This window comes from Microbacterium sp. Leaf151 (assembly GCF_001424225.1).
GTDB lineage: Bacteria > Actinomycetota > Actinomycetes > Actinomycetales > Microbacteriaceae > Microbacterium.
This window is the reverse complement of record NZ_LMOR01000002.1, coordinates 388,719-411,007: the sequence shown is the minus strand read 5'-3', so window position 1 is coordinate 411,007 and position 22,289 is coordinate 388,719. Positions and strand designations below refer to the sequence as shown.

Genomic DNA, 22,289 nt, shown 5'->3' with positions numbered 1-22,289 from the left:
CCGGGGCCGGAGAGGCCCTGTCACCCGCGGGCGAGCACCTCGCCGTGCGGCAGCAGGATCCACCCGTCGGGGTGCGCCGCCCACTCGCGCCACGCATCGGAGATGCGCTGCAGCGTGGCGTCGTCGGCGAGGCCGAGCCTCTTCGCGTGCCCGGCGAAGGCCGAGGCGAGCACGCGGTCAGCCCACATGCCGCCCCACCACGCGCGCTTCTCGTCCGTGTCGAAGACCCACACGCTGGCGCTGGCCTCGACTCGGGCGAATCCGGCTTCGCGCGCCCAGGCCTTGAGCCGCCTGCCCGCGTCGGGCTCGCCCGACACCCCGCGGTGCACCCCGTGGTAGATCTCGAGCCACTCGTCGAGGGCGGGGATCCGTGGATGCCAGATCACCCCGCCGTAGTCGACGTCACGCACCGCGACCAGGCCCTCGGGGCCCGCCACGCGGCGGAACTCGCGTAGGGCGTCGACGGGTCGGGCCAGGTGCTGAAGGACCTGATGCGCGTGCACGATGTCGAACGACCCATCGGGGGCATCGAGGTCGTACGCGTCATCGGTGCGGAACTCGACGTTCGTGCGCTCCCCCGCGGTGGCGCGGGCGACCTCGACGACGTCGGGCGCGGCATCCACCCCCACGACCCGCCCCGGGAAGACCCGGTCGGCGAGGTCGACGGTGATGGTGCCGGGGCCGGCGCCCACATCGAGGATGCGGGCGCCGGCGAACAGCGAAGACACCAGGTACGCCGCCGAGTCGGCGACGGTGCGTGCGGCGTGGGAACGCAGCACGCTCTCGTGGTGTCCGTGGGCGTAGGCCACGGCCGTGTTCTTCGGCGTCGAGGTCAGACGCCGGCGAGGGCGTCGGCCGACTGACGGGTGCGGATCGCGCGGTTCACGCCCGAGACGATCGCCTTCAGCGACGCCGTCGAGATGTCGCCGTCGACGCCGACGCCCCACAGGCGCTGGTCGTCGACCTGCAGCTCGACGTAAGCCGCCGCCTGCGCGTCACCACCGGAGCTCAGCGCGTGCTCGACGTAGTCGTAGAGGGTCACGTCGAAGCCCTGAGCGCGCACGATCTCGAGGAACGCCGCGACCGGACCGTTGCCGACCGCCGACGCCGGGTGCACGGTCTCGCCGTCGCGCAGGGAGACGTCGAGGTGCACATCGCCCGACATGTCGCTCGACGAGCGGGTTGACAGCAGTTCGAACCGGCCCCAGCGCTGATCGTCGTTCTTCGACGGCAGGTACTCGTCGGTGAAGATGTCCCAGATCTGCGCGCTCGACACTTCGCCGCCCTCGGCGTCCGTGCGGGCCTGCACGACACCCGAGAACTCGATCTGGAGCTTGCGCGGCAGGTCGATCGCGTGATCGGCCTTCAGCAGGTAGGCGACGCCGCCCTTGCCCGACTGCGAGTTGACGCGGATGACGGCCTCGTAGGAGCGACCCAGGTCTTTCGGGTCGATGGGCAGGTAGGGAACGGCCCACTCGATCTCGTCGACGGTCTTGCCCAAGGCCTCCGCGCGGGCCTCCATCGCCTCGAAGCCCTTCTTGATGGCGTCCTGATGCGAACCGCTGAACGCGGTGAAGACCAGGTCGCCGGCCCACGGGCTGCGCTCGGGCACCGGCAGCTGATTGCAGTACTCGACGGTGCGCTTGACCTGGTCGATGTCGCTGAAGTCGATCTGGGGGTCGATGCCCTGCGTCAGCAGGTTGATGCCCAGGGCCACCAGGTCGACGTTGCCGGTGCGCTCACCGTTGCCGAAGAGGCATCCCTCGATGCGGTCGGCGCCGGCCATATACCCGAGCTCCGCCGCGGCCACAGCGGTGCCGCGGTCGTTGTGCGGGTGCAGCGACAGGATGACGTTCTCGCGGTGGTTCAGGTGACGCGACATCCACTCGATCGAGTCGGCGTAGACGTTGGGGGTCGCCATCTCGACGGTGGCGGGGAGGTTCAGGATGACCTTGCGGTCGGGCGTCGGCTGGAAGACCTCGAGCACCTCGTTGCAGATGCGCAGCGCGAACTCCAGCTCGGTGCCGGTGTAGCTCTCGGGCGAGTACTCGTAGAACACCTCGGTCTCGGGGACCGTCGCCTCGTACCGCTTGCACAGGCGCGCGCCCTCGAGGGCGATGTCGACGATGCCCTGTTCGTCGGTGCGGAACACGACCTCGCGTTGCAGCACCGACGTGGAGTTGTAGAGGTGCACGATGGCCTGCTTCGCGCCGGCGATCGCCTCGTACGTGCGGGCGATGAGGTGCTCGCGCGCCTGCGTCAGCACCTGGATCGTCACGTCGTCGGGGATCAGACCGTCGTCGATGAGCTGGCGCACGAAGTCGAAGTCGGTCTGGCTCGCGCTCGGGAACCCGACCTCGATCTCTTTGTAACCCATCTTCACGAGCAGCTCGAACATCACGCGCTTGCGTTCGGGGCTCATCGGATCGATGAGAGCCTGATTGCCGTCGCGCAGGTCGACGGCGCACCAGCGAGGGGCGGACTCGATGCGCTTCGACGGCCACGTGCGGTCGGGCAGTTCGACGCGGATCTGCTCGTGGAACGGACGGTACTTGTGCACCGGAGCGGAAGTGGGCTTCTGGGTGTTCTTCATGATGTGTCGCTTCTTTAGATTCGTTCGGTGGGGCCGACGACGATCTCCGCGACGAGGAAGGCCCTTAGATCGAGGACTCGTCGCGGCGACTAAGAAGAAGCAGGCCACCGAAGCGCATCCTGCGATCGTAGCAGTGTCGCCGCGCGCGGTTCACGACGTCGGCGTCCAATCCCGCGCGAGGAGGGCGAACCGCAGCTCGTCGCTCCAGCGTCCCTTGAACCATTCGTTCTCGACGAAGTGCGCCTCTTGGCGCATGCCCACCCGCTCGGCCAGGGCCACCGAGCGGACGTTTTCGGGATCGATCCGGGCTGTCAGACGGCGCAGGCCGTACACCCGGAAGGCGGTATCGACGAGGGCACGGACGGCCTCGGTCGCGAGTCCTCGACCGGATGCCGCGGGGCTCACGACCCACCCGATCTCGGCCTCCCCCGCCGCCGGGTCGAGATGGAAGAGCACGAGATCACCGATCACCTGCCCGTCGCTCACGCGCTCGATCACGAGGACGACGCCGCCGCGCTCGCCCTCGAGGTCCGTGCCCCCGAACAGGTGACCGATGCGGCCGCGGATGTCGGCGGGCGTCTGCGGCTCGAACGGCAGGAAAAGGCACACCTCGGCGTCGCCGCGGTAGGCGGCCATGGCGTCGAGGTCGGTCTCGACGAAAGGCCGCAAACGCAGGCGGTCGGTCACCACCTCGAGCGTGTCGGGCGCCGGAGGCAGCGCGAACGGCGACGCGCTCACGGCAGCAGCGCCACCTTGCCGCCCGGGTGTCCGTTCATGACGAAGCCCACGGCCTCGATGGCCTCGGCGAGCGGATAGGTGCGGGCGACGGGAACCTCGAGGACACCGGATGCCGCCAGCTCGAGCACGCGTGCCCGCGCGATGTCGCGGAAGCGCGCGCTCTCGGGTCGCGAACCCGCGATCCACAGGAACCCGTCGGCCTTCGCACGGTCGGGGCTCACGATGGTGACGATACGGTCGCGCTCGGCGACGACGTCGAGCGAGACCCCGATGGCCTCATCGGTACCCACGGCATCCCAGGCGGCGGCGATCGGCGCACCCGAGGCCGCCTGTTCGACCCGCTCGCGGAGCCCCTCGCCGTACGCCACCGGGATGCCCCCGTAGCGTCGAACTCGTTCGGCCGACTCCTCGGCATCCGGACCCACCGTCCCGATGACCCGCACCCCCAGCTCGCGCGCCTGCTGCAGGAGGCTCACGCCGACGGCCCCGGATGCCGCGTGCAGCAGCACGGTCTCGCCCTCGACGACCCGGGTGACCTGGATCATCTCGGCGGCCGTCGTTCCGGCCAGCAGCAGGTTCGCGGCCTCGGCGTGGGAGAGGGGCGCGGGCTTGGCGAACACATCGCGCGAGGGCACGGTGAGCTCGGTGGCGTAGGCGCCCTGCACACGGAATGCGACGACCTCGTCACCCACGGCGAGGGGGCCCGATCCGCCGATGGCGTCGGGGCCGACGGCGGTCACCTCGCCCGACAACTCGTAGCCGATGGGCACGGGGAACTCGACCCCGGGACGCGCGGTGGCGACGTGCTTGGCATCCGCGGGGTTGATACCCGCCGCACGGACGCGCACCGTGACCTCACCGGGACCGGGGGCGGGGATGTCGACTTCGTCGAAGCTCCAGGTCTCGATCGGGCCCGGAGCGGGGGCCGTCCACCTCATCGCCATGGTCGCGCCTTTCGTTGTGCTCGCTTGTCGGTGTTGGCCGTCGGGGTCAGAATCCGAGGCGGCCGAGCTGCTTCGGGTCGCGCTGCCACTCCTTGGCCACGCGGACGTGCAGCGAGAGGTAGACCCGTCCGCCGACGAGGGGTTCGATGCCGGCGCGCGCGCGGGCGCCGACGTCGGCGAGGCGCGAGCCCTTGCGGCCGATGATGATCGCCTTCTGGCTGTCGCGCTCGACGACGATGTTCGCCCAGACGTCGGTCAGGTCGCTGTCTTCGCGCGGGGCGACGTCGTCGATGGTCACCGCGATCGAGTGCGGGAGTTCGTCGCGCACGCCGTGGAGTGCCGCCTCGCGGATGATCTCGGCGATGCGATCCTCGAGTGTCTCGTCGGTGACGACGCCGTCGGCGTACAGCGCGGGACCCACGGGCATGAGCGCCAACAGCTCGTCGCACAGCACATCGAGCTGGTCGTTCGTGACGGCGGACAGCGGGATGACGGCGTCCCAGTCCTCACGCAGCGCATCGACCTCGAGGAGCCGCTCGGTGATCTGATCACGCGAGGCGGCGTCGGTCTTGGTCACCAGCGCGACCTTCTTCGCCCGGGGGTAGCCCGAGAGCGACTCCGCGATCCGGCGATCGCCGGGCCCGACCTTCTCGGTCGCCGGCGCGCAGAACGCGATGACGTCGACATCGCCCAGCACTTGCTCCACGAGGTCGTTGAGGCGCTGGCCGAGCAGCGTGCGCGGTCGATGGATGCCGGGGGTGTCCACGACGACGAGCTGGCCACCGGGGCGGTTCACGATCCCGCGGATGGCGCGTCGCGTGGTCTGCGGCTTCTCGCTCGTGATGGCGACCTTCTCGCCGACGAGGGCGTTGGTCAGCGTGGACTTGCCGACGTTCGGCCGCCCCACGAACGTCACGAAACCGGATCGGGTGTCGCTCATCTGTCGTTCCTCTCGCGCGCGGAGGCGTCGGCCTCGGCGTCTTCGTCTGCGGGGGTCTCGGCACGCTCCACGATGACCGTGGCGATTCCCCGGTTGCGGCCGCGGGACGCGCCGCCGGTGAGGACGAGACCGGAGTGTTCGGCGGTGGCTCCCGGCTGCGGGATGCGGCCGAGGGCCTTGCCCAGCAGTCCACCGACCGAGTCGACGTCGTCGTCGTCGAGTTCGAGACCGAAGAGGTCGCCGACCTCATCGAGTCCGAGTCGGGCGTTGACGCGGTAGCGCCCGTCGCCCAGCTCGACCACCTCGGTGGAGGGGGCGTCGTACTCGTCGGCGATCTCGCCGACGAGCTCCTCGATGAGGTCTTCCATCGTGACCAGGCCCGCGACGCCGCCGTACTCGTCGACGACGAGGCAGACGTGCACGGCATCCTTCTTCATCTGCTGCAGCAGGGTCTCGGCCTTCATCGATTCGGGGACGAAGACCGCCGGCCGGGCGATGCGGCGGATGGGCGCGTCACGCCAACCGGCCTCGTCGCGGAAGCCGTACTGCACGAGGTCTTTCAGGTAGAGCATGCCGACGATGTCGTCGGCCTCGTCGTCGGCCAGCGGCACGCGCGAGACGCCCTTCTCGAGGAACAGCGACAGCGCCTCGCGGGAGGTGGCCGTGGCATCCACGCTGACCATGTCGGTACGCGGGACCATCACCTCGCGCACGTACCGGTCGGTGAAGTCGAAGACGGAGTGGATGAGCTCCCGGTCGTCTTGTTCGATGAGCTCGTTCTCGGCCGCCTCGTCGATGATGCTGAGCAGCTGCTCCTCCGACGCGAACGAGGTCGAGTGCGAGATGCCGGGAGTGACGCGGTTTCCGACCGCCACCAGGCCGTGCGCGAGCGGGCCCAGCAGGATGCGCATGCCGCGTACGACGGGAGCACCGCCGGTCAGGAGCCCCCGCGCGTGCTGCCGGCCCACCGATCGAGGGCTCGCGCCGACGGCCACGAACGAGATGACGGTCATCAGCACCGCTGCGGCGATCACGGCGAGCAGGATGTCGTCGAACATCAGCATGAAAGCGGCGGCGACGAGCACCGCGGCGGTCGTCTCGGCGAGGACGCGGATGAACGAGACAGCCGTGACGTGCGCGTTGGTGTCGTCGGCGATGCGCCGCAGCGCCCGTGCGTTGCGTCCGGAGACGCCGAGCTCGAGCAGATCGGTGCGGGAGGTCACCCCCAGGGCCGCCTCGAACGCCGCCATCAAGCCGCCGAAGGCGACGAGCAGGAAGGCGGCGACGAGGAGCAGCGCTTCGGTCATGCGCGGCGGTGGCGCTCGACGGCCTGGAAACCGGTGATGAGCTCGCGCTGCAGTCCGAACATCTCGCGCTCCTCGTCGGGTTCGGCGTGGTCGAAGCCGAGGAGGTGCAGCAGGCCGTGCGTGGTGAGGAGAATCAGCTCGTCTTGCGTGGAGTGCTTCGCCGCGACCGCTTGGGTCTCGGCGACCGCGGGACACAGGACGATGTCACCGAGGAGCCCCGCGGGGGTCGGCGCGTCTTCGGATCCCGGGCGCAGTTCGTCCATCGGGAAGCTCAGCACGTCGGTGGGTCCGGGCTCGTCCATCCACTGTACGTGGAGTGACTCCATGGCGCCCTCATCGACGAGCACGATCGCCACGTCGGCGTCGGCGCTGACGTGCAGCTCGGCCAGGTTGTACTCCATCAGGCGCAGCAGCACCTGCTCGTCGATCTGGTGGTCGGACTCGTTGTTGATCTCGATCGTCATGAGCGGTTTCGTCTCGGGAGGTGATCGCGGGGGCCGGCGGCGCTTTGGCCGCGTCGCTCCGCACGGGTGGCGAACTCGCTGGCCTCGTCGCGCTCGCGACGCGCCGCGAGGCGCTTCTCGTCGTACTCGCTGTAGGCGTCGACGATGCGGCCGACGAGGTTGTGGCGCACGACGTCGGCGCTGGTGAGACGCGAGAAGTGGATGTCGTCGATATCGTCGAGGACGCGGGTGACCAGGCGGAGTCCCGAGGCACCCTGGGGCAGGTCGACCTGGGTGATGTCGCCGGTCACGACCATGCGCGTGCCGAATCCGAGACGCGTCAGGAACATCTTCATCTGCTCGGGCGTGGTGTTCTGCGCCTCGTCGAGCACGACGAACGAATCGTTCAGCGTGCGTCCGCGCATGTAGGCCAGCGGGGCGACCTCGATGGTGCCCGTGGCCATGAGCTTCGGGACGATGTCGGGGTCCATCATCTCGTTGAGCGCATCGTAGAGCGGCCGCAGGTACGGATCGATCTTGTCGGTGAGGGTGCCCGGGAGGAATCCGAGCCGCTCCCCCGCCTCGACAGCGGGACGCGTCAGGATGATGCGGTTGACCTCTTTGCGCTGCAGCGCCTGCACGGCCTTCGCCATCGCTAGGTACGTCTTGCCGGTACCGGCGGGACCGATGCCGAAGACGATCGTGTTCTCGTCGATCGCGTCGACGTACTCTTTCTGACCCGCGGTCTTCGGGCGGATGACCTTGCCGCGCGACGACAGGATCGCCTCGCCCATGACCTCGGAGGGGCGCGGGCCCCCATCGGAGCGCAGCATGCGGTTCGAGCTCGACACGTCGGACGGATCGAGGCCCTGGCCGGATCGGGTCATCGAAAGCAACTCGTCGACGAGTACGCGCGCGGCGCGCACCGCGTCGGGTGCGCCGGAGAGCGTGATCTCGTTCCCCCGCACGTGCACGTCGACGTCGGGATGTTCTTTCTCGACGACGCGCAGGAGGCGATCCTGCGGGCCGAGCAGTTGCACCATTGCCACGCCGTCGACCTCGATGCGGTCGGAGACGTGCTCTTCGGGGGAATCAGCCACCCAGGCTCTTTTCGTTCAGGCCGCCCGCGAGGACGTGGGCGTGCACGTGGAAGACGGTCTGACCGGCACCCTCGCCGGTGTTGAAGACGAGTCGGAAGTCACCGTCGGAGTGCTCCGCGGCGACGGAGTTGGCGAGACCGATGACCTCGGTGAGCAGATCGGGGTCGCCCGCGGCGAGTTCGACGACATTGCGGTACTGCGCCGTCTTGGGGATGACGAGCAGGTGCACGGGCGCCTGCGGCGCGATGTCGCGGATCGCGAAGGCGTTCTCGGTCTCTGCAACGATCTCGGCGGGGATCTCGCCCTGCAGGATGCGCGTGAAGATCGACGGTTCGCTCATGGCATCCAGTCTAGTGACGGCCTCCGACACCGTGGCCTGCTGTGCGTCGCCGTCAGCGCCGAGGGGCGTGCGAGCCGGTTGACCGGTGGACGGGGCGTGAGATGTGCAGCGGGGCGGGTGGTGTCCGCCCCGCTGCACATTCCCCGCCCCGATCCACGGTGTCGAGGCGGGGCGCGGGACGGCAGGGCCTGCGGTTCGGGCGCCGTCGATGCCGGATGCGCGCACGCGAAGCGCGCGCGTCACCGACCGATACCGGACGCGCGCACGCGAAGCGCGCGCGTCACCAACGCCCGCGGGGCGCGCGCGTCACCAACGCCCGTGCGCAGCAGACAGCACCGAGATGGCCGCCGCCCCCGCGGTCGAGGTGCGAAGCACCGTGTCGCCGAGGCGCACGAGCCGCGCGCCGGCAGCTTCGAGGGCGGAGAGTTCCTCCGGCGCGATCCCGCCCTCGGGGCCGACAACGAGCACGATGTCGCGCCCGTCCGCGGCCTCGTCGGCGACGACGGTGAGACGGTCGGATGCCGACGGCTCGAGCACGAGGACGAGCGCGGTGCCCGCGAGAGCGACCAGGTCGGCCGTGCGGGCGACACCCTCGACCTCGGGGATCCACGCGCGATGCGCTTGTTTGGCGGCCTCGCGCACGATCGTGCGCCAGCGGGCGATTCCCTTGTCGGCCTTGGCATCCCATCGGGACACGCTGCGCGCGGCCTGCCACGGCACGATCGCGTCGACGCCGAGTTCGGTCGCCGCCTGCACGGCGAGCTCGTCACGGTCGCCTTTCGCGAGTGCCTGGACGAGCACGATGCGCGGCGCCGCCGCGGGGCGGTCTTCCCGCGCGGTCACCCGGACGTCGACCTGCTTCGGCGTGGCCGCGGTCACGAGGCCCTCCAGCCAGGCCCCGCGTCCGTCGCCGAGGGTGACCGCCTCGTCGACGCGCACGCGGCGGACCGCCGCGGCGTGGTGCGCCTCTGCACCGGTGAGCGTGACGTCATCCCCCGGCTGAGCGGATGCGGCATCGTCGGTGACGAAGTGCAGCGCCACGGTCAGTGCCGGAAGCGGTCGCGGAACTTGCTGAACATGCCCTGCTGGTGCTCGGCGAGCCGGGGCTTGGGGGCCTTGGTGCGCTTGGCGAACTCTTCGATCAGAGCGCGCTCACGGTGGTCGAGGCGCGTGGGGGTCACCACCTGCACGCCGACCTTGAGGTCACCGCGCTGGCTTCCGCGCAACGGCGTGATGCCGCGGCCCTTGATGGTGAGCACGTCGCCCGACTGCACGCCCGCGCGCACCTCGAGCTCGACGTCGCCGTCGAGCGACTGGATCGTCGTGGTGGCGCCGAGGATGGCGTCGGGCATCGAGACCTCGAGGGTGGCGACGAGGTCGTCGCCGTCGCGGCTGAAGGCGTCGTGCGCCTCGACCGTGATCTCGAGATAGAGGTCGCCGTTGGGGCCGCCCGCGGGGCCCACCTCGCCCGAGCCGGGCAGTTGCAGGCGCAGGCCCGACTCGACACCGGCGGGGATGTCGACCGAGACGGTCCGACGCGCGCGCACACGCCCCTGACCCTGGCACGTGCCGCACGGGTACGGGATCGTCGTGCCGTGCCCCTGGCACACGGTGCAGGGAGCGCTGGTGACGACGTTTCCGAGGAGGCTTCGCACGGTGCGCTGCACGTGGCCGGAGCCGTGGCAGATGTCGCAGGTGACCTCGCTCGTGCCCGGCTGGGTGCATGAGCCCTGACAGGTCTCGCACAGCACGGCCGTGTCGACCTCGAGATCGCGGTGGGCGCCGAACACGACATCGCCGAGCTCGAGCGTCACGCGCACGAGGGCGTCCTGACCGCGCTCACGACGCGAGCGCGGGCGGGGACCGCGGCCCCCGCCGCTCTGGCCTGCGCCGAAGAAGGTCTCGAAGATGTCGCTGAACCCGCCGAAGCCGGCCGCGCCCCCGCCGCCGCCGAACGGGTTCTGATCGCCGCCCATGTCGTAGCGGCGACGCTGCTCGGGGTCGCTCAGCACGTCGTAGGCGTGGGTCACGAGCTTGAAGCGCTCCGACGCGTCGTCGCCGGGGTTCACATCGGGGTGAAGCTGGCGTGCGAGACGTCGGTACGCCTTCTTGATGTCTTCCGGGCTGGCGTCGCGTTCAACGCCCAGGACCTCGTAGTGGTCAGCCACAGTCGCCTTCCTGCCCGCTCTCGCGGGGTCGTTCGGGTGATGCTCGTCAGCGTGCGCTGTCGTCGTCTTCGAGCATGCGGGTCAGATAGTGCGCGACGGCGCGGACCGCCGCCAGATTCGAGGAGTAGTCCATGCGCATCGGGCCGAGGAGGCCGACGCGTGCGCCGCCCTGGGAACCGTCGTAGCGGCTCGCCAGCACGGAGGCCTCGACGAGGCCGAACGGCTCGTTCTCGCGACCGATGCTCGCCGACAGCCCCTTCTCGTCGGCCACCATCTCGGTCATGAGTCGCAGCAGGGTGACCTGCTCTTCGATGGCCTCGAGCAGGGGGTAGATGCTGCCGCGGAAGTCCTGCTCGCGCTTGGCGAGAGTCGCGGCACCGGCCATGACGAGGCGGTCCTGGCGGAACTCCTCGAGTTCTTCGCCGACCACCCGCAGCACGGCGTCGGCGATGGCCTCGATCACGACGCCCGGTCGCGGCGCGTCGGCGGTCGCGTCACCGACGCGCTGAGCGCACTCGGCGACGCTGTGGCCCACGAGCACGGCGCCCACGCGGGCACGGAGCTGGACGATGTCGGCCTCGGTCGGCTCGGCGGGCACCAGCGCGATGCGCTGCGAGACCCGGCCGGTGTCGGTGACGAGGATGACGAGCACCCGGGGACCGCCGAGCGCGACGAGCTCGACGTGCGAGACGTTGGCCCGCGCGAACGAGGGGTACTGGACGATCGCAACCTGGCCCGTCAGTTGCGTGAGGGCGCGTACGGTGCGCGCGAGGAGGTCGTCGAGGTCGCCCGCCTGATCGAGGAAGGAGGTGATGGCGCTGCGCTGAGCGCTCGAGAGCGGACGGAGCTCGGCGAGGTGGTCGACGAACACGCGGTAGCCCTTGTCTGTGGGCACGCGCCCCGACGAGGTGTGCGGCGCAACGATGAGATCTTCGTCTTCGAGCAGGGCCATGTCGTTGCGGATGGTCGCCGCCGACACCCCGAAGGCGTGGCGGTCGACGATCGCCTTGCTCCCGACGGGCTCGCGGGTGTCGACGTAGTCCTGCACGATCGCGCGGAGCACCTGAAGGCCGCGTTCCGACACCATGCGCTGTTCCTCCCGTTTGGCACTCGGCTCGATTGAGTGCCAATTCTACGGGATCGGCACGACACCGCGTCGGGGGGCTCGCGGATGCCGTCTGCCGATCCGGCGAACGCCGACACCGGTGCGGGCGCTGCGAGTAACGCCCTGGCGTGGAGGAAACGGCTCGACGGCGCGTTTCTGCCTCGCGATCGCCGTTGTCGCACTGCCCGGCACGCGACCTCAGCGCCGCCAGAAACGCCCTGGCGTGGAGGAGACGGCTCAACGGCGCGTTTCTGCCTCGCGATCGCGTTTGTCGCAGCTTCCCCGAGGCGCGGCATGCACTCCGGAACGCGCGGTGCGCCGTCAGGCGGTGAGCGCCCGCACCACGGCATCCGCCAACAGACGCCCGCGGCGGGTGAGCACGATGCGCCCGCGCACGGCATCCGCGCCCTCGACGAGACCGTCGGCGATGAGGGATGCCACGGCCTTTCGCCCCTCGCCGAGCAGCTCCGACACCGCCAGGCCCTCGCGGATACGACTGCGCAGCAGCACCGACTCGAGGCGTCGTGCCGTCTCATCGGGGCGCTCCCGACCCGCGGCCGGCGATTCTCCGGCCGCCATCCGCTGCGCGTACGCCGCCGGGTGCTTCACGTTCCACCAGCGCAGGCCCGCGACGTGGCTGTGCGCTCCGGGGCCGAAACCCCACCAGTCCGTGCCCCGCCAGTAGGCGAGATTGTGGCGGGAGCGGTGGGTGACTCCGCGAGACCAGTTCGACACCTCGTACCAGTCGTACCCGGCGGCCGCGAGCAGCTCGTCGGCCAGTTCGTACATGTCGGCTTGAAGGTCGTCGGAGGGCTCCTCGACGACGCCCGAACGGATCTGCCGGGCGAGCTTGGTGCCGTCTTCGACGATCAGCGCGTACGCCGAGATGTGGTCGGGCCCGAGAGCCGTGGCGGCTTCGAGAGAGGCGCGCCAGTCGTCGAGCGACTCCCCCGGCGCGCCGTAGATGAGGTCGACCGAGACGTCCAGCCCCGCTCGCCGTGCGGCCGAGACCGCCGTGGCGACGTTGGCGGGGTCGTGCGTGCGGTCGAGCGCGGCCAGCACGTGCGGACGAGCGGACTGCATGCCGATGGACACGCGGGTGATCCCCGCCGATGCGAGCGTCTGCATCACGGCGTCGTCGACGGTGTCGGGGTTGGCCTCGACGGTCACCTCGGCGCCGTCGGCGACCCCGAACTCGGTGCGCACGGCGTCCAGCATCGTCGCCAGATCGCCGGGCGGGAGGAGCGTGGGCGTTCCGCCCCCGAAGAACACGGTGGATGCCGCGCGGCGACCGCCCGCGGCATCCATCACCGCACCCGCCAGACGCACCTCCGCGGCGAGGGTGTCGGCGAAGTCGTCTTGCCGCGCACCGCGCAGTTCGCTCGCGGTGTAGGTGTTGAAGTCGCAGTAGCCGCAGCGCACTCGGCAGAAGGGCACGTGCAGATACACACCGAAATCGGTGGTGGGATCGACGGCGAGGTCGCCGGGGAGGCGGCCGTCAGCGGGAGCAGGATCTCCGAGCGGTAGAGGCCCGCCCATCAGGACGTGTACAGCGGCGAGATCGCGCGCAGGTACCGCGCGAAAAGCGCCTTGCGGCGGCGGCGCACGCGGCTGGTGAACAGCCGGTAGGTGGGCGCGGTCGGACGATCGAACGCACGCACGACGAACCAGACCTCGTCGTTGTCGCGCCATTCGATCGAGAAAAGCTCTTCGCCGCTGACGATCGAGTGACCGACGGTGCCGAGGATGAATCCGACGCGACGGGGCTCCTCGAAAACCGAGATGACCCGCAGCTCGGCGTCGGCGCGGTGACCGTCGACCTTGCCGTGCAGGTGCACACCCGTACCGGGGCTGACGAACGGGGTGCCGTCGGCGGCGAAGCGCTGCTCGGCCTCGAGGCGGCTGGGGGCGACCGGGGCCCCCTCGGCATCGAACCCGACTCCGGCGTAGCCTTCTCCGGATGCCGGGCGCACGTCGGTGATGCTGAGCTCCTCGCCGCGCAGCGGTGCCCATGACAACAGCAGCTCGCCCGCGGCGACGAAACGCTCCTCGCCACTGCCGATTCGCCACGCGTCTTCGGCGGGCACGGAATGCTCCGGCGGGTACTGCATCAGGTCGGGCGCCTGAGTGGCGCCGACCGCCGCGTAGTCGACCGTGTCATCGGTGAAATTCTGCCGTCGCATGATCCACCCCTCTCGGTTGGGTGCGTTACTTCTTGGCCTCGACGTCGCCCGACAGCGCGGCGATGAACGCCTCTTGCGGCACCTCGACGCGACCCACCATCTTCATGCGCTTCTTGCCCTCTTTCTGCTTCTCGAGGAGCTTGCGCTTGCGGGTGATGTCACCGCCGTAGCACTTGGCGAGCACGTCTTTGCGGATGGCGCGGATGGTCTCGCGCGCGATGATGCGGGCGCCGATGGCGGCCTGGATCGGTACCTCGAACTGTTGGCGCGGGATGAGCTTGCGCAGGCGCTCGGCCATGAGCGTGCCGTAGGCGTACGCCTTCTCACGGTGCACGATCGAGCTGAACGCGTCGACCTTGTCGCCCTGCAGCAGGATGTCGACCTTGACCAGGTCGGCGGTCTGCTGGCCGGCCGGTTCGTAGTCGAGGCTCGCGTAGCCCTGCGTGCGCGATTTGAGGTGATCGAAGAAATCGAAGACGATCTCGCCGAGGGGCATGTGGTAACGCAGCTCGACGCGGTCTTCGCTGAGGTATTCCATGCCGAGGAGCGTGCCGCGGCGCGTCTGGCAGAGTTCCATGACCGTGCCCACGTAGTCCTTCGGCAGCAGGATGCCGACCTTGACGATCGGCTCCGACACCGACGCGACACGTCCGTCGGGGTACTCGCTGGGGTTGGTGACCGAGACGGTCTCGCCGGTGTCGGTGGTGACCTCGTAGGTCACCGACGGTGCCGTGGTGATGAGGTCGAGCCCGAACTCGCGCGAGAGGCGCTCGGTGATGATCTCGAGGTGCAGAAGCCCCAGGAAGCCCGCGCGGAAGCCGAAGCCGAGCGCGACCGAGGTCTCGGGCTCGTACTGCAGCGAGGCGTCGGACAGCTTGAGCTTGTCGAGCGCTTCCCGCAGCTCGGCGTAGTCGCTGCCGTCGATCGGATAGATGCCCGAGAAGACCATGGGCTTCGGGTCGGTGTACCCGGGCAGCGCCTGGGTGGCGGGCTTGCGGTGGGTGGTGATCGTGTCGCCGACCTTGGACTGGCGCACGTCTTTCACACCGGTGATGAGGTAGCCCACCTCGCCGACGCCGAGGCCGCGGGTGGGCACCGGCTCGGGGCTGGAGACGCCGATCTCGAGCAGCTCGTGCGTGGCGGTGGTCGACATCATCTGGATGCGCTCGCGCGGCTGCAGCGACCCGTCGATCATGCGGACGTAGGTGACCACACCGCGGTACGCGTCGTAGACCGAGTCGAAGATCATCGCCCGGGCCGGGGCGTCGGGCTTGCCGACGGGGGCGGGGATCTTCTCGACGATCAGGTCGAGCAGCTCTTCGACGCCCATGCCGGTCTTGCCGCTCACGCGCAGCACGTCTTCGGGGTTTCCACCGATGAGGCCGGCGAGCTCGGCCGCGTACTTCTCGGGGTCGGCCGCCGGCAGGTCGATCTTGTTCAGCACCGGGATGATCTGCAGGTCGTTCTCGAGCGCCAGGTAGAGGTTGGCCAGCGTCTGGGCCTCGATGCCCTGCGCGGCGTCGACCAGCAGGATGGCGCCCTCGCATGCGGCGAGCGAGCGACTGACCTCGTAGGTGAAGTCGACGTGACCGGGCGTGTCGATCATGTTCAGGGCGAAGGTGCCGTCGGCGGTGGCCCACGGCATCCGGACCGCCTGCGACTTGATCGTGATGCCGCGCTCACGCTCGATGTCCATGCGGTCGAGGTACTGCGCACGCATATCGCGGTCGCTGACGACGCCGGTGATCTGCAGCATGCGGTCGGCCAGCGTCGACTTGCCGTGGTCGATGTGGGCGATGATGCAGAAGTTGCGGATCTGCTCCGGCGGGGTGGCAGACGGCTCGAGGGGCTTCAGGGCGCGGGGTGACATGTTCCGACGATTCTACGGTGGTGCGCCGACATCGCCGTCCGCGGATGCTCAGGGTCCCGGCATCCAGGCTCCTCCCCGGCCGCGACGGCGGCGGTCGCGAGATCACGCGGTCGGCGCGAGACCGCACGTTCGCGTCATCTGCGAGCGTGTGCTCTCATCGCGATCGTGTGATGTCGGCGCTCGGGCTCACAGGTCTCGCCGCGGCACACCCTCATACAGTGGATGCCATGACGGTCCAGGTCGTGTTCGTGCACGGCATCCGCACGTCGTCCACCATGTGGCGGGCGCAGGTCGCGCACCTGCAGGAGCGCGGCAACCCGGTGACCGCGGTCGACCTTCCCGGTCACGGCACGCGCCGCGGGGAGCCGTTCACCCTCGACGAGGCGTACGCCACGATCGACCGGGCGGTTCGGGATGCCGCCGAGCACGGGCCCGTCGTGCTGGTCGGGCATTCGATGGGCGGGCTGCTGTCGATCGACTACCTCGGGCGGGAGGATCCGCCGCCCGTGGCCGCGTTGGTCGCCGCGTCGTGCACGTCTCTTCCTCGCGGTCCGGCGCTGGCGACCTACCGCTATCTGATCCGTCGCGCCGACAGCCTCCCCGACCGCGGCATGGGGTTCACCGACCGGGTGCTCGATCTCACCCTGCCGCCCGAGACGCGTCCCGATTTCGGCGCCGGTGGATACGCCCTCGACGCACAGCACATCGCCCTGGCCTCACTCTCCGACCTCGACCTGCTGGCATCCCTCCGCAGGATCACGGTGCCGCTGTGGTTCGTCAACGGACAGTGGGACCAGCTGCGCATCAACGAGAAGCTGTTCACCGCCGTCGCCCCGCACGCCGAGCTCGTCATCGTGCCGCGCACGACACACATCGTCACTGCGATGCGCCCGCGCGTGTTCAACGCCGTGCTGGACGTGGCGCTCACCACGGTGGAGGCGTCTAGCTGATAGACTCGGTCCTTGGCTTGCGTGTGGGGTTTTTCCCGACCTCCACGACCGCCGGTGCAGCGCCCCTCTACCGCTCGCCCGGCACTTCCAACACTCACTCAAACGAAAGACCGTCGACGTGGCGAATATCAAGTCGCAGATCAAGCGCAACAAGACCAACGAGAAGGCGCGCGAGCGCAACAAGGCCGTCAAGAGCGAGCTGAAGACGCACGTGCGTCGCACGAAGGAAGCCGTGCTGGCCGGTGACAAGGAGGCCGCTGAGAAGGCCCTCGTCGTCGCGACCAAGAAGCTCGACAAGGCCGTGAGCAAGGGTGTCATTCACTCGAACCAGGCCGCGAACCGCAAGTCGGCCATCGCGAAGTCGGTCGCCGCTCTCTGAGCCGCAGCATTTCTTCGAAAGCCCGTCCCGCATCTGCGGGGCGGGCTTCGTCGTTTCCGGAGCGGGTCGTGCCTCGCCACGGCGAGGCGGGGGCGTATCCGGGTGGTGACGATGGGCGCGCAGAGACCGGGCGACGGGCGGAAGCCGGGGTCGCGTGCAAAGGCCGGGCGAGGTGCGGAGGCCGGGGTCGCGGCAAGGGTCGGGCGAGGTGCGGAGGCCGCGGCGGTGTGCGGAGGCCGGGCGAGGTGCGGAGGCCGGGCGAGGTGCGGAGGCCGGGGCGGTGTGCGGAGGCTGGGCGAGGTGCGGAGGCCGGGGCGGTGTGCGGAGGCTGGGCGAGGTGCGGAGGCCGGGGCGGTGTGCGCGGGGCGGGCCGTGTGCGGAGCGGAGGGGGTGGGACGAGCGGAGGACCAACGGGCGCGATTCGGTCCTCCCCTCCCCGCATCTCCTCCCCTGAGCCCCCAGTGGGACCGCGCCGGTTCACCGCCGTCTCGACCTGAGCGGACCGCGGCCCTGGTGCACAGACGCGGTCGACGGTGCATCTCGCGGCGCACCAACTCATCCCCTCGGAGGATGCGGGCCTCGGTCGCCCCTTCATAGCCTGGTTGCCAGGAGGTACGACATGCAGAGTGAGCGCGCGGCGAAATTCTTCGGTGACCGGGAGGACCCGCGAGAGCGTCTTGTGGAGCTGTTCGGAGGAGATGTTCCCGCGAGCGGGCAGCCTCCGGAGCCGGCACTGAGGTGGGCGGCCGCGGTCGCCTCGCCCGATCACGGGGAGGTCGTCGTGGTCCGTGACCTCCGCCGGGCGGAGCCCCGGCTCACATTGATGGCGGCGACGTTCCTCGCGCGTCACCTGATGCGACGCTGACCGGATGCCGTTGCGCGCGACGGCGGACTCAGTCGCCGTAAGGCGCGCGCGTGGCGATGATCGTGATCATGCGCTCGAGGGCGAAGACCGAGTCGCGCGATGCGCCCTTCACTTCGGCGTCGGCCCGGGCGGTGGCGTGGATGGCCATGCCGAGCGTGTTGCCGGTCCAGCCGACGAGGTCGCGGCGGGCGCGGTCGACCTGCCAGTCCTTCATGCCGAGTCGTTGCGCGAGGGCCGGCGACGACTCGCGGGTGCCGGCGACTCGTGCCATCGTCCGCAGCTTCATGGCGACGGCGGCGACGAGGGGGACGGGGTCGGCTCCGGATGCCAGCGCGTGACGGAGCGCGAGCAGCGCCGGCCCGTATTGGCCCGCGATAGCGGTGTCGGCGACGGTGAAGGCGGACGTCTCGACGCGGCCGCCGTAATAGCGCTCGACGGTGCGCTCGTCGATGTCGCCGGGTACGTCGGCGATCAGCTGCTGGCAGGCGGCGGCCAGCTCGGTGAGATCGTCGGCGAACGCCGAGACGAGTGAGCGCAGGGCCACCGGCGCGATGCGCTTCTGCGCCGCCCTGAACTCGCCGACGGCGAAGTCGAAGCGGTCGGAGTCGCGTTTGACAGCAGGACAGGCGATCTCGATACCGCCACCCTGACCCGACCGGATGCCGTCGAGCAGCTTCTTGCCTCGCACGCTCGCGCCGGTGTGCCGGAGCACGACAGTGGCTCCATCTTGCGGATATGCGAGGTACGACACCGCCTCGGCGAGGAACGTATCGCTGCACTTCTCGACGCCGCTCACACGCACGAGCCGGGGCTCGCCGAACAGCGACGGCGAGGTCACGCCGAGCAAGGTGCCGGCGGCGTAGTCGTCGGCGCGGATGTCGGTGACCTCGAGGCTCGGATCTTCGCTCTTGAGCATGGCGCGGATGCCGGCGGTCGCGCGCTCGGCGCAGACCTCTTCGGGCCCCGAGATGAGGACGATCGGCGCCGGCTGCGGGGCGCGCCACGACACCTGGGGGATGGCCGACTTCGCCTTCGCGGGGGCGGAGCGTCGGGGTGCCGGGGTCACTCCCCCAGCCTAGCGATCGGCTCCGACACCGTGTCCCGGTGCGTCGGCTCATCCCCGTGCCCCGCGAGCCCCGTCGCCGTCAGGCGCCGGAACTCGGGCGCGCCCGACCGCCGGTGCCCCTCGGCGCCCTCCGTGTCCCACTCGGAACCCCCTCGCGCGGTGCGCCTCGCCCCGCTGCCCATCCACCCCCTTCAGGACCGCCTCCGTTCACTCGGATCCACCCGACGCCGCGAGCCGGGCCCGCCACCGCTTTTCCTGTCTCACGCGGCGCCTGGCTCGGGTTCTCCGGCGCCCCCGGCTCCCCCGCATGCTCCCGCCAGAGCGTCAGCGTGCCGTGGGCATCGAGCCAGACGGCCAGCGCTCCGTCCTGATCGGTGCGCCCGATCGCGGTGCCGAGGGCTCTCAGCATCGACAGGAGAGAGGCGGTCGGGTGGCCGTAGTCGTTGTCAGCACCCACACCGATCAATCCGACCGTCGGATGCAGATCCTGATACAGACCGGCATCCTGGTCTGCGCTGCCGTGGTGCGCCACTTTCACGATCTGCACCCGGGGCACGTCCACGCGCCGTCGCAGGGCCGCCTGCGACTCCTCGCCGAGATCGCCGAGGAGCACCGTTCGGGGGAAATCGACGCCCGCGACGTCGATCGCGACGCTCGCGTCGTTGCCGGGGTCTGTACGGGGTGCCGGACCGAGCGCCTGCCACCGCGTGGCGCCCAGCGCCCCCGCGGTCCCCGTCGTCGCCTGCTGCAGCTGCGCGCCCGCCGCCGCGAAACGGTCGAGCAGCCGCTGGTCGGCGTGACCGTCCACCGGACCGTGCACGACGAGAGCGGCCCGACCGATCACAGCCGGCGAACCCCCGACGTGGTCGAGATCGAAGTGGGTGAGGACGAGCAGATCGATCCGGTCGATGCCGAACTGGGCCAGGCAGCGGTCGAGAGCTGCGGGATCAGGACCGGTGTCGACCAATGCGGTCGCACCTCCGGACCGCCACAGCGTCGCGTCGCCCTGCCCGACGTCGCACATCGCGAGCTGCCACGTGGAGGGTACGGTGAGCGGCCCCGCGACCGTGCGCACCGCGGAACTCCCCAGGACGAGACCGAGGACGACGGCCATCGCCGCCGACGCGAGGCCGGTGAGGCGGGGCAGGCGTCGAGGACGCACGATCACCAGATGGAGGGCGGCTCCGACGAGAGCGAGGAGTATCGCCCCGGCCGGCCCGTCGGGCCAGGGGAGGTTCTGCGCGGCGACCGAAGAACTCGTGTGCGCGACGGCGGCGATCCACGCCGCGGGCACCCAGGCCAGGGCGGTCAGTCCATCGCGCAACCAGGGGAACGGCGCGACGCACGCGAGTGCCCCGGCGATCGTCGCGGGGGCTGCGGCCGGATCGGCGACGAGGTTGGCCGCAACGCCGAGCAGGGGGACGTGCGGGTCGATGAGCACGATGAGCGGGCCGCAGACGATCTGGGCCGACGTCGGAACGGCGATGGCGAGGGCGAGGGCTCTCGGCATCCATCGACCGAGTCCCGTGGCGAGCGGGCGCGCGAGTACGAGCAGGGCACCGGTCGCCGCGGCGGAGAGTGCGAAGCCCAGAGAGCGCGCCAGCCAGGGGTCGATGACGAGCAGCACGGTGACGGCGAGGGACAGCACCGCAACGCCCATCGCCGGGCGGCCCAGAGCCACCGCGATCATCGCCACCGAGGCCATGGCCGCCGCCCGGACGACACTCGGCTCCGGAGTGACCAAGGCGACGAAGGCGGCCAGGACGACGAACGCCCCACCGACGCGGAGGCCGCGGGGTGCGCCGCACAGGGCGAGGAGGGCGAAGGCCGCGCCCACCACGATGGCGCAGTTCGCGCCCGAGACGGCGGTCAGGTGCGAGAGCGAAGACGCGTTCATGGCGGCCTCGGTCGCCGAGTCGAGGCTGGAGGTGTCGCCGACGGCGAGCCCCGGGACGAGACCGGCCCCTGGTTGCGGTAGACCGCGTGTGGATGCGACCAGCGCATCGCGCAGGCCCTCGAACCACGCCCAGACACCGGTCGGCTCGGTCGCCGAGACGACCTCGCTGCCCCGCACGACGAGCGCGGCACGCTCCCCCGCCGCGGCCGGGATCGCTCGCCCAGACAACGACACCGTGCTGCCCATGCTCGCTCGCGCGAGCGCCGCCCGTCCGCCCGGATCGACGAGCACACGGGCGGGAATCGCGCCGACCACGGTCGTGTCTCCCGCACGCACCGTCGCGGCGGTCGCGTCGAACCAGGCACCCCCGTCGGCCGACCCGTCGATGCGCCCGGTGACCGTCACATCGAGCTCGAGGTAGCGACCGCCCTCCGCTTCAATTGCGGCGATCTGCGACCGCACGGGAGCAAGCGATGCGACGGTCCCCGCGGTCGCGGCTGCGCACGCGAGCGCGACCGCGGCGACGGCCAGCACGGGGTGCCGACGCCACACCAGGACGGCGGTGGCGATGCAGGACAGGATGCCGAGCCCGACGGCGAAGAGGATGGCATCCGGGATCGCGGTGGTCAGCCCGGCGGACACCCAGGTCGCCGCCGCGACCGACACCGAGCGCAGCGTTCGGCGCCGAAGCGCGCTCACACCCGCACCAGATCGCGAAGGGCGGCCAGCATCTTCTCACCGATGCCCGGCACCGACTGCAGATCGTCGACGCTGGTGAACCGGCCGTTCGTCTCACGCCACTCGATGATGCGGTCGGCCATCGCGGGACCCACGCGCGGAAGGGTGTCGAGCTGCTCGGGGGTGGCGGCATTGAGATCGATCAGTCCGTCTGCCGCCGAGCCACCGGAGGCGGGCCCCGCGACTTCGGACCCCACCACCGGCACGACGATCTGCTCGCCGTCGGCGACGGGACGCGCGAGGTTGACCCCGTCGCGTGCCGCGTCATCGGCGAAGCCACCCGCCCGCGCGATGGCATCGGCCACCCGGTCTCCGGCGTCGAGTCGGTAGAGACCGGCCTCGCGTACGGCCCCGGCGACGTGGACGTAGAGTCCGGCCTCGGCGGGGACCCGCGGAGACGATGAGGCGGTCGACACCGGCTCCACGACCTCGGCGCCGGTCGCACCGCGCACCATGCCGATCCCAATCGTGACCGCGAAGGCCAGGAGCACCAGCACGACGACGGCGCCGACGCCCAGGCGCGCGCGCGGCTCCAGCTTGTCGCTCGGTACGGGGTCGGAAGTCGAGGTCACACCAGGACGCTACGAACGCCGTACTGTCTGCGTGGCGACCGGGAACCGATCCGTGCACAAACGCGGCAGCTCGTCCGCCGGGGAGGAGCAG

Annotated in this window: 20 protein-coding genes; 2 read left to right on the top strand and 18 right to left on the bottom strand. The window is 70.4% G+C overall.

Going from position 1 to position 22,289, the window contains the following annotated elements:
• Positions 1-20: 20 nt before the first annotated feature.
• From ASF76_RS06010 to lepA, 15 genes are all read right to left on the bottom strand, one after another.
• The gene (locus ASF76_RS06010; RefSeq protein WP_055954463.1) at positions 21-809 is read right to left on the bottom strand and encodes a methyltransferase domain-containing protein; all 789 of its coding nucleotides are present in this window, start codon (positions 807-809) and stop codon (positions 21-23) included.
• 23 nt (positions 810-832) lie between these two features.
• Positions 833-2,593, bottom strand: coding sequence for a 2-isopropylmalate synthase (gene leuA / locus ASF76_RS06005; protein WP_055954460.1), 1,761 nt, complete (start codon positions 2,591-2,593; stop codon positions 833-835).
• 150 nt (positions 2,594-2,743) lie between these two features.
• Entirely contained in the window at positions 2,744-3,331 is a 588-nt protein-coding gene (locus ASF76_RS06000) for a GNAT family N-acetyltransferase (RefSeq protein ID WP_082484886.1), read from the bottom strand.
• Positions 3,328-4,275, bottom strand: a complete 948-nt coding sequence (locus ASF76_RS05995) for a quinone oxidoreductase family protein (protein WP_055954455.1) — start codon at positions 4,273-4,275, stop codon at positions 3,328-3,330. The genes ASF76_RS06000 and ASF76_RS05995 overlap by 4 nt, the downstream gene beginning before the upstream one ends.
• Before the next feature lie 46 nt (positions 4,276-4,321).
• Positions 4,322-5,215, bottom strand: coding sequence for a GTPase Era (era, locus tag ASF76_RS05990; protein ID WP_055954452.1), 894 nt, complete (start codon positions 5,213-5,215; stop codon positions 4,322-4,324).
• Positions 5,212-6,522, bottom strand: a complete 1,311-nt coding sequence (locus tag ASF76_RS05985; RefSeq protein ID WP_055954448.1) for a hemolysin family protein — start codon at positions 6,520-6,522, stop codon at positions 5,212-5,214. Before ASF76_RS05985 ends, era begins: the two co-directional genes overlap by 4 nt.
• On the bottom strand, positions 6,519-6,986 hold the full coding sequence (gene ybeY / locus ASF76_RS05980) for an rRNA maturation RNase YbeY (RefSeq protein WP_055954445.1): 468 nt from the start codon (positions 6,984-6,986) through the stop codon (positions 6,519-6,521). The genes ASF76_RS05985 and ybeY overlap by 4 nt, the downstream gene beginning before the upstream one ends.
• Positions 6,983-8,008 (bottom strand): PhoH family protein, encoded by a 1,026-nt coding sequence (locus tag ASF76_RS05975; protein ID WP_235561258.1) that lies wholly within the window; start codon positions 8,006-8,008, stop codon positions 6,983-6,985. The genes ybeY and ASF76_RS05975 overlap by 4 nt, the downstream gene beginning before the upstream one ends.
• Positions 8,009-8,057: 49 nt before the next feature.
• Complete coding sequence (locus tag ASF76_RS05970; protein ID WP_055954441.1) at positions 8,058-8,405, bottom strand: HIT domain-containing protein; 348 nt, start codon at positions 8,403-8,405, stop codon at positions 8,058-8,060.
• A gap of 306 nt (positions 8,406-8,711) precedes the next feature.
• Entirely contained in the window at positions 8,712-9,446 is a 735-nt protein-coding gene (locus ASF76_RS05965) for a 16S rRNA (uracil(1498)-N(3))-methyltransferase (protein ID WP_055954438.1), read from the bottom strand.
• Positions 9,447-9,448: 2 nt separating this feature from the next.
• Positions 9,449-10,573 carry a molecular chaperone DnaJ gene (dnaJ, locus tag ASF76_RS05960; RefSeq protein ID WP_055954434.1) on the bottom strand — a complete coding sequence of 375 codons (1,125 nt, stop codon included), beginning with the start codon at positions 10,571-10,573 and terminating at the stop codon, positions 9,449-9,451.
• Positions 10,574-10,619: 46 nt separating this feature from the next.
• Positions 10,620-11,660 carry a heat-inducible transcriptional repressor HrcA gene (hrcA, locus tag ASF76_RS05955; RefSeq protein ID WP_055954429.1) on the bottom strand — a complete coding sequence of 347 codons (1,041 nt, stop codon included), beginning with the start codon at positions 11,658-11,660 and terminating at the stop codon, positions 10,620-10,622.
• A gap of 339 nt (positions 11,661-11,999) precedes the next feature.
• Positions 12,000-13,217 carry a radical SAM family heme chaperone HemW gene (gene hemW, locus ASF76_RS05950; protein WP_055954426.1) on the bottom strand — a complete coding sequence of 406 codons (1,218 nt, stop codon included), beginning with the start codon at positions 13,215-13,217 and terminating at the stop codon, positions 12,000-12,002.
• Positions 13,217-13,861, bottom strand: coding sequence for a DUF1990 family protein (locus tag ASF76_RS05945; RefSeq protein WP_055954423.1), 645 nt, complete (start codon positions 13,859-13,861; stop codon positions 13,217-13,219). The genes hemW and ASF76_RS05945 overlap by 1 nt, the downstream gene beginning before the upstream one ends.
• Before the next feature lie 25 nt (positions 13,862-13,886).
• Positions 13,887-15,731, bottom strand: a complete 1,845-nt coding sequence (lepA, locus tag ASF76_RS05940; RefSeq protein ID WP_055954420.1) for a translation elongation factor 4 — start codon at positions 15,729-15,731, stop codon at positions 13,887-13,889.
• Positions 15,732-15,958: 227 nt separating this feature from the next.
• Between lepA and ASF76_RS05935 the strand changes: the two genes are divergently transcribed.
• Together ASF76_RS05935 and rpsT are read left to right on the top strand one after the other, a co-directional pair.
• Positions 15,959-16,681 (top strand): alpha/beta fold hydrolase, encoded by a 723-nt coding sequence (locus ASF76_RS05935; protein ID WP_055954417.1) that lies wholly within the window; start codon positions 15,959-15,961, stop codon positions 16,679-16,681.
• Between the two features lie 118 nt (positions 16,682-16,799).
• Complete coding sequence (gene rpsT / locus ASF76_RS05930) at positions 16,800-17,060, top strand: 30S ribosomal protein S20 (protein ID WP_055954413.1); 261 nt, start codon at positions 16,800-16,802, stop codon at positions 17,058-17,060.
• Between the two features lie 893 nt (positions 17,061-17,953).
• Here the strand turns inward: rpsT and holA are convergent.
• The 3 genes from holA to ASF76_RS05910 all read right to left on the bottom strand — a co-directional run bounded on the left by holA (position 17,954) and on the right by ASF76_RS05910 (position 22,198).
• A complete protein-coding gene (gene holA, locus ASF76_RS05920; protein WP_055954406.1) occupies positions 17,954-18,991 on the bottom strand; it encodes a DNA polymerase III subunit delta in 1,038 nt (345 codons plus the stop codon).
• Positions 18,992-19,070: 79 nt separating this feature from the next.
• Positions 19,071-21,587: a ComEC/Rec2 family competence protein gene (locus tag ASF76_RS05915; RefSeq protein WP_055954403.1), complete on the bottom strand. Its 2,517-nt coding sequence runs from the start codon at positions 21,585-21,587 to the stop codon at positions 19,071-19,073.
• A complete protein-coding gene (locus tag ASF76_RS05910; protein ID WP_235561246.1) occupies positions 21,584-22,198 on the bottom strand; it encodes a helix-hairpin-helix domain-containing protein in 615 nt (204 codons plus the stop codon). The genes ASF76_RS05915 and ASF76_RS05910 overlap by 4 nt, the downstream gene beginning before the upstream one ends.
• Positions 22,199-22,289: the final 91 nt, after the last annotated feature.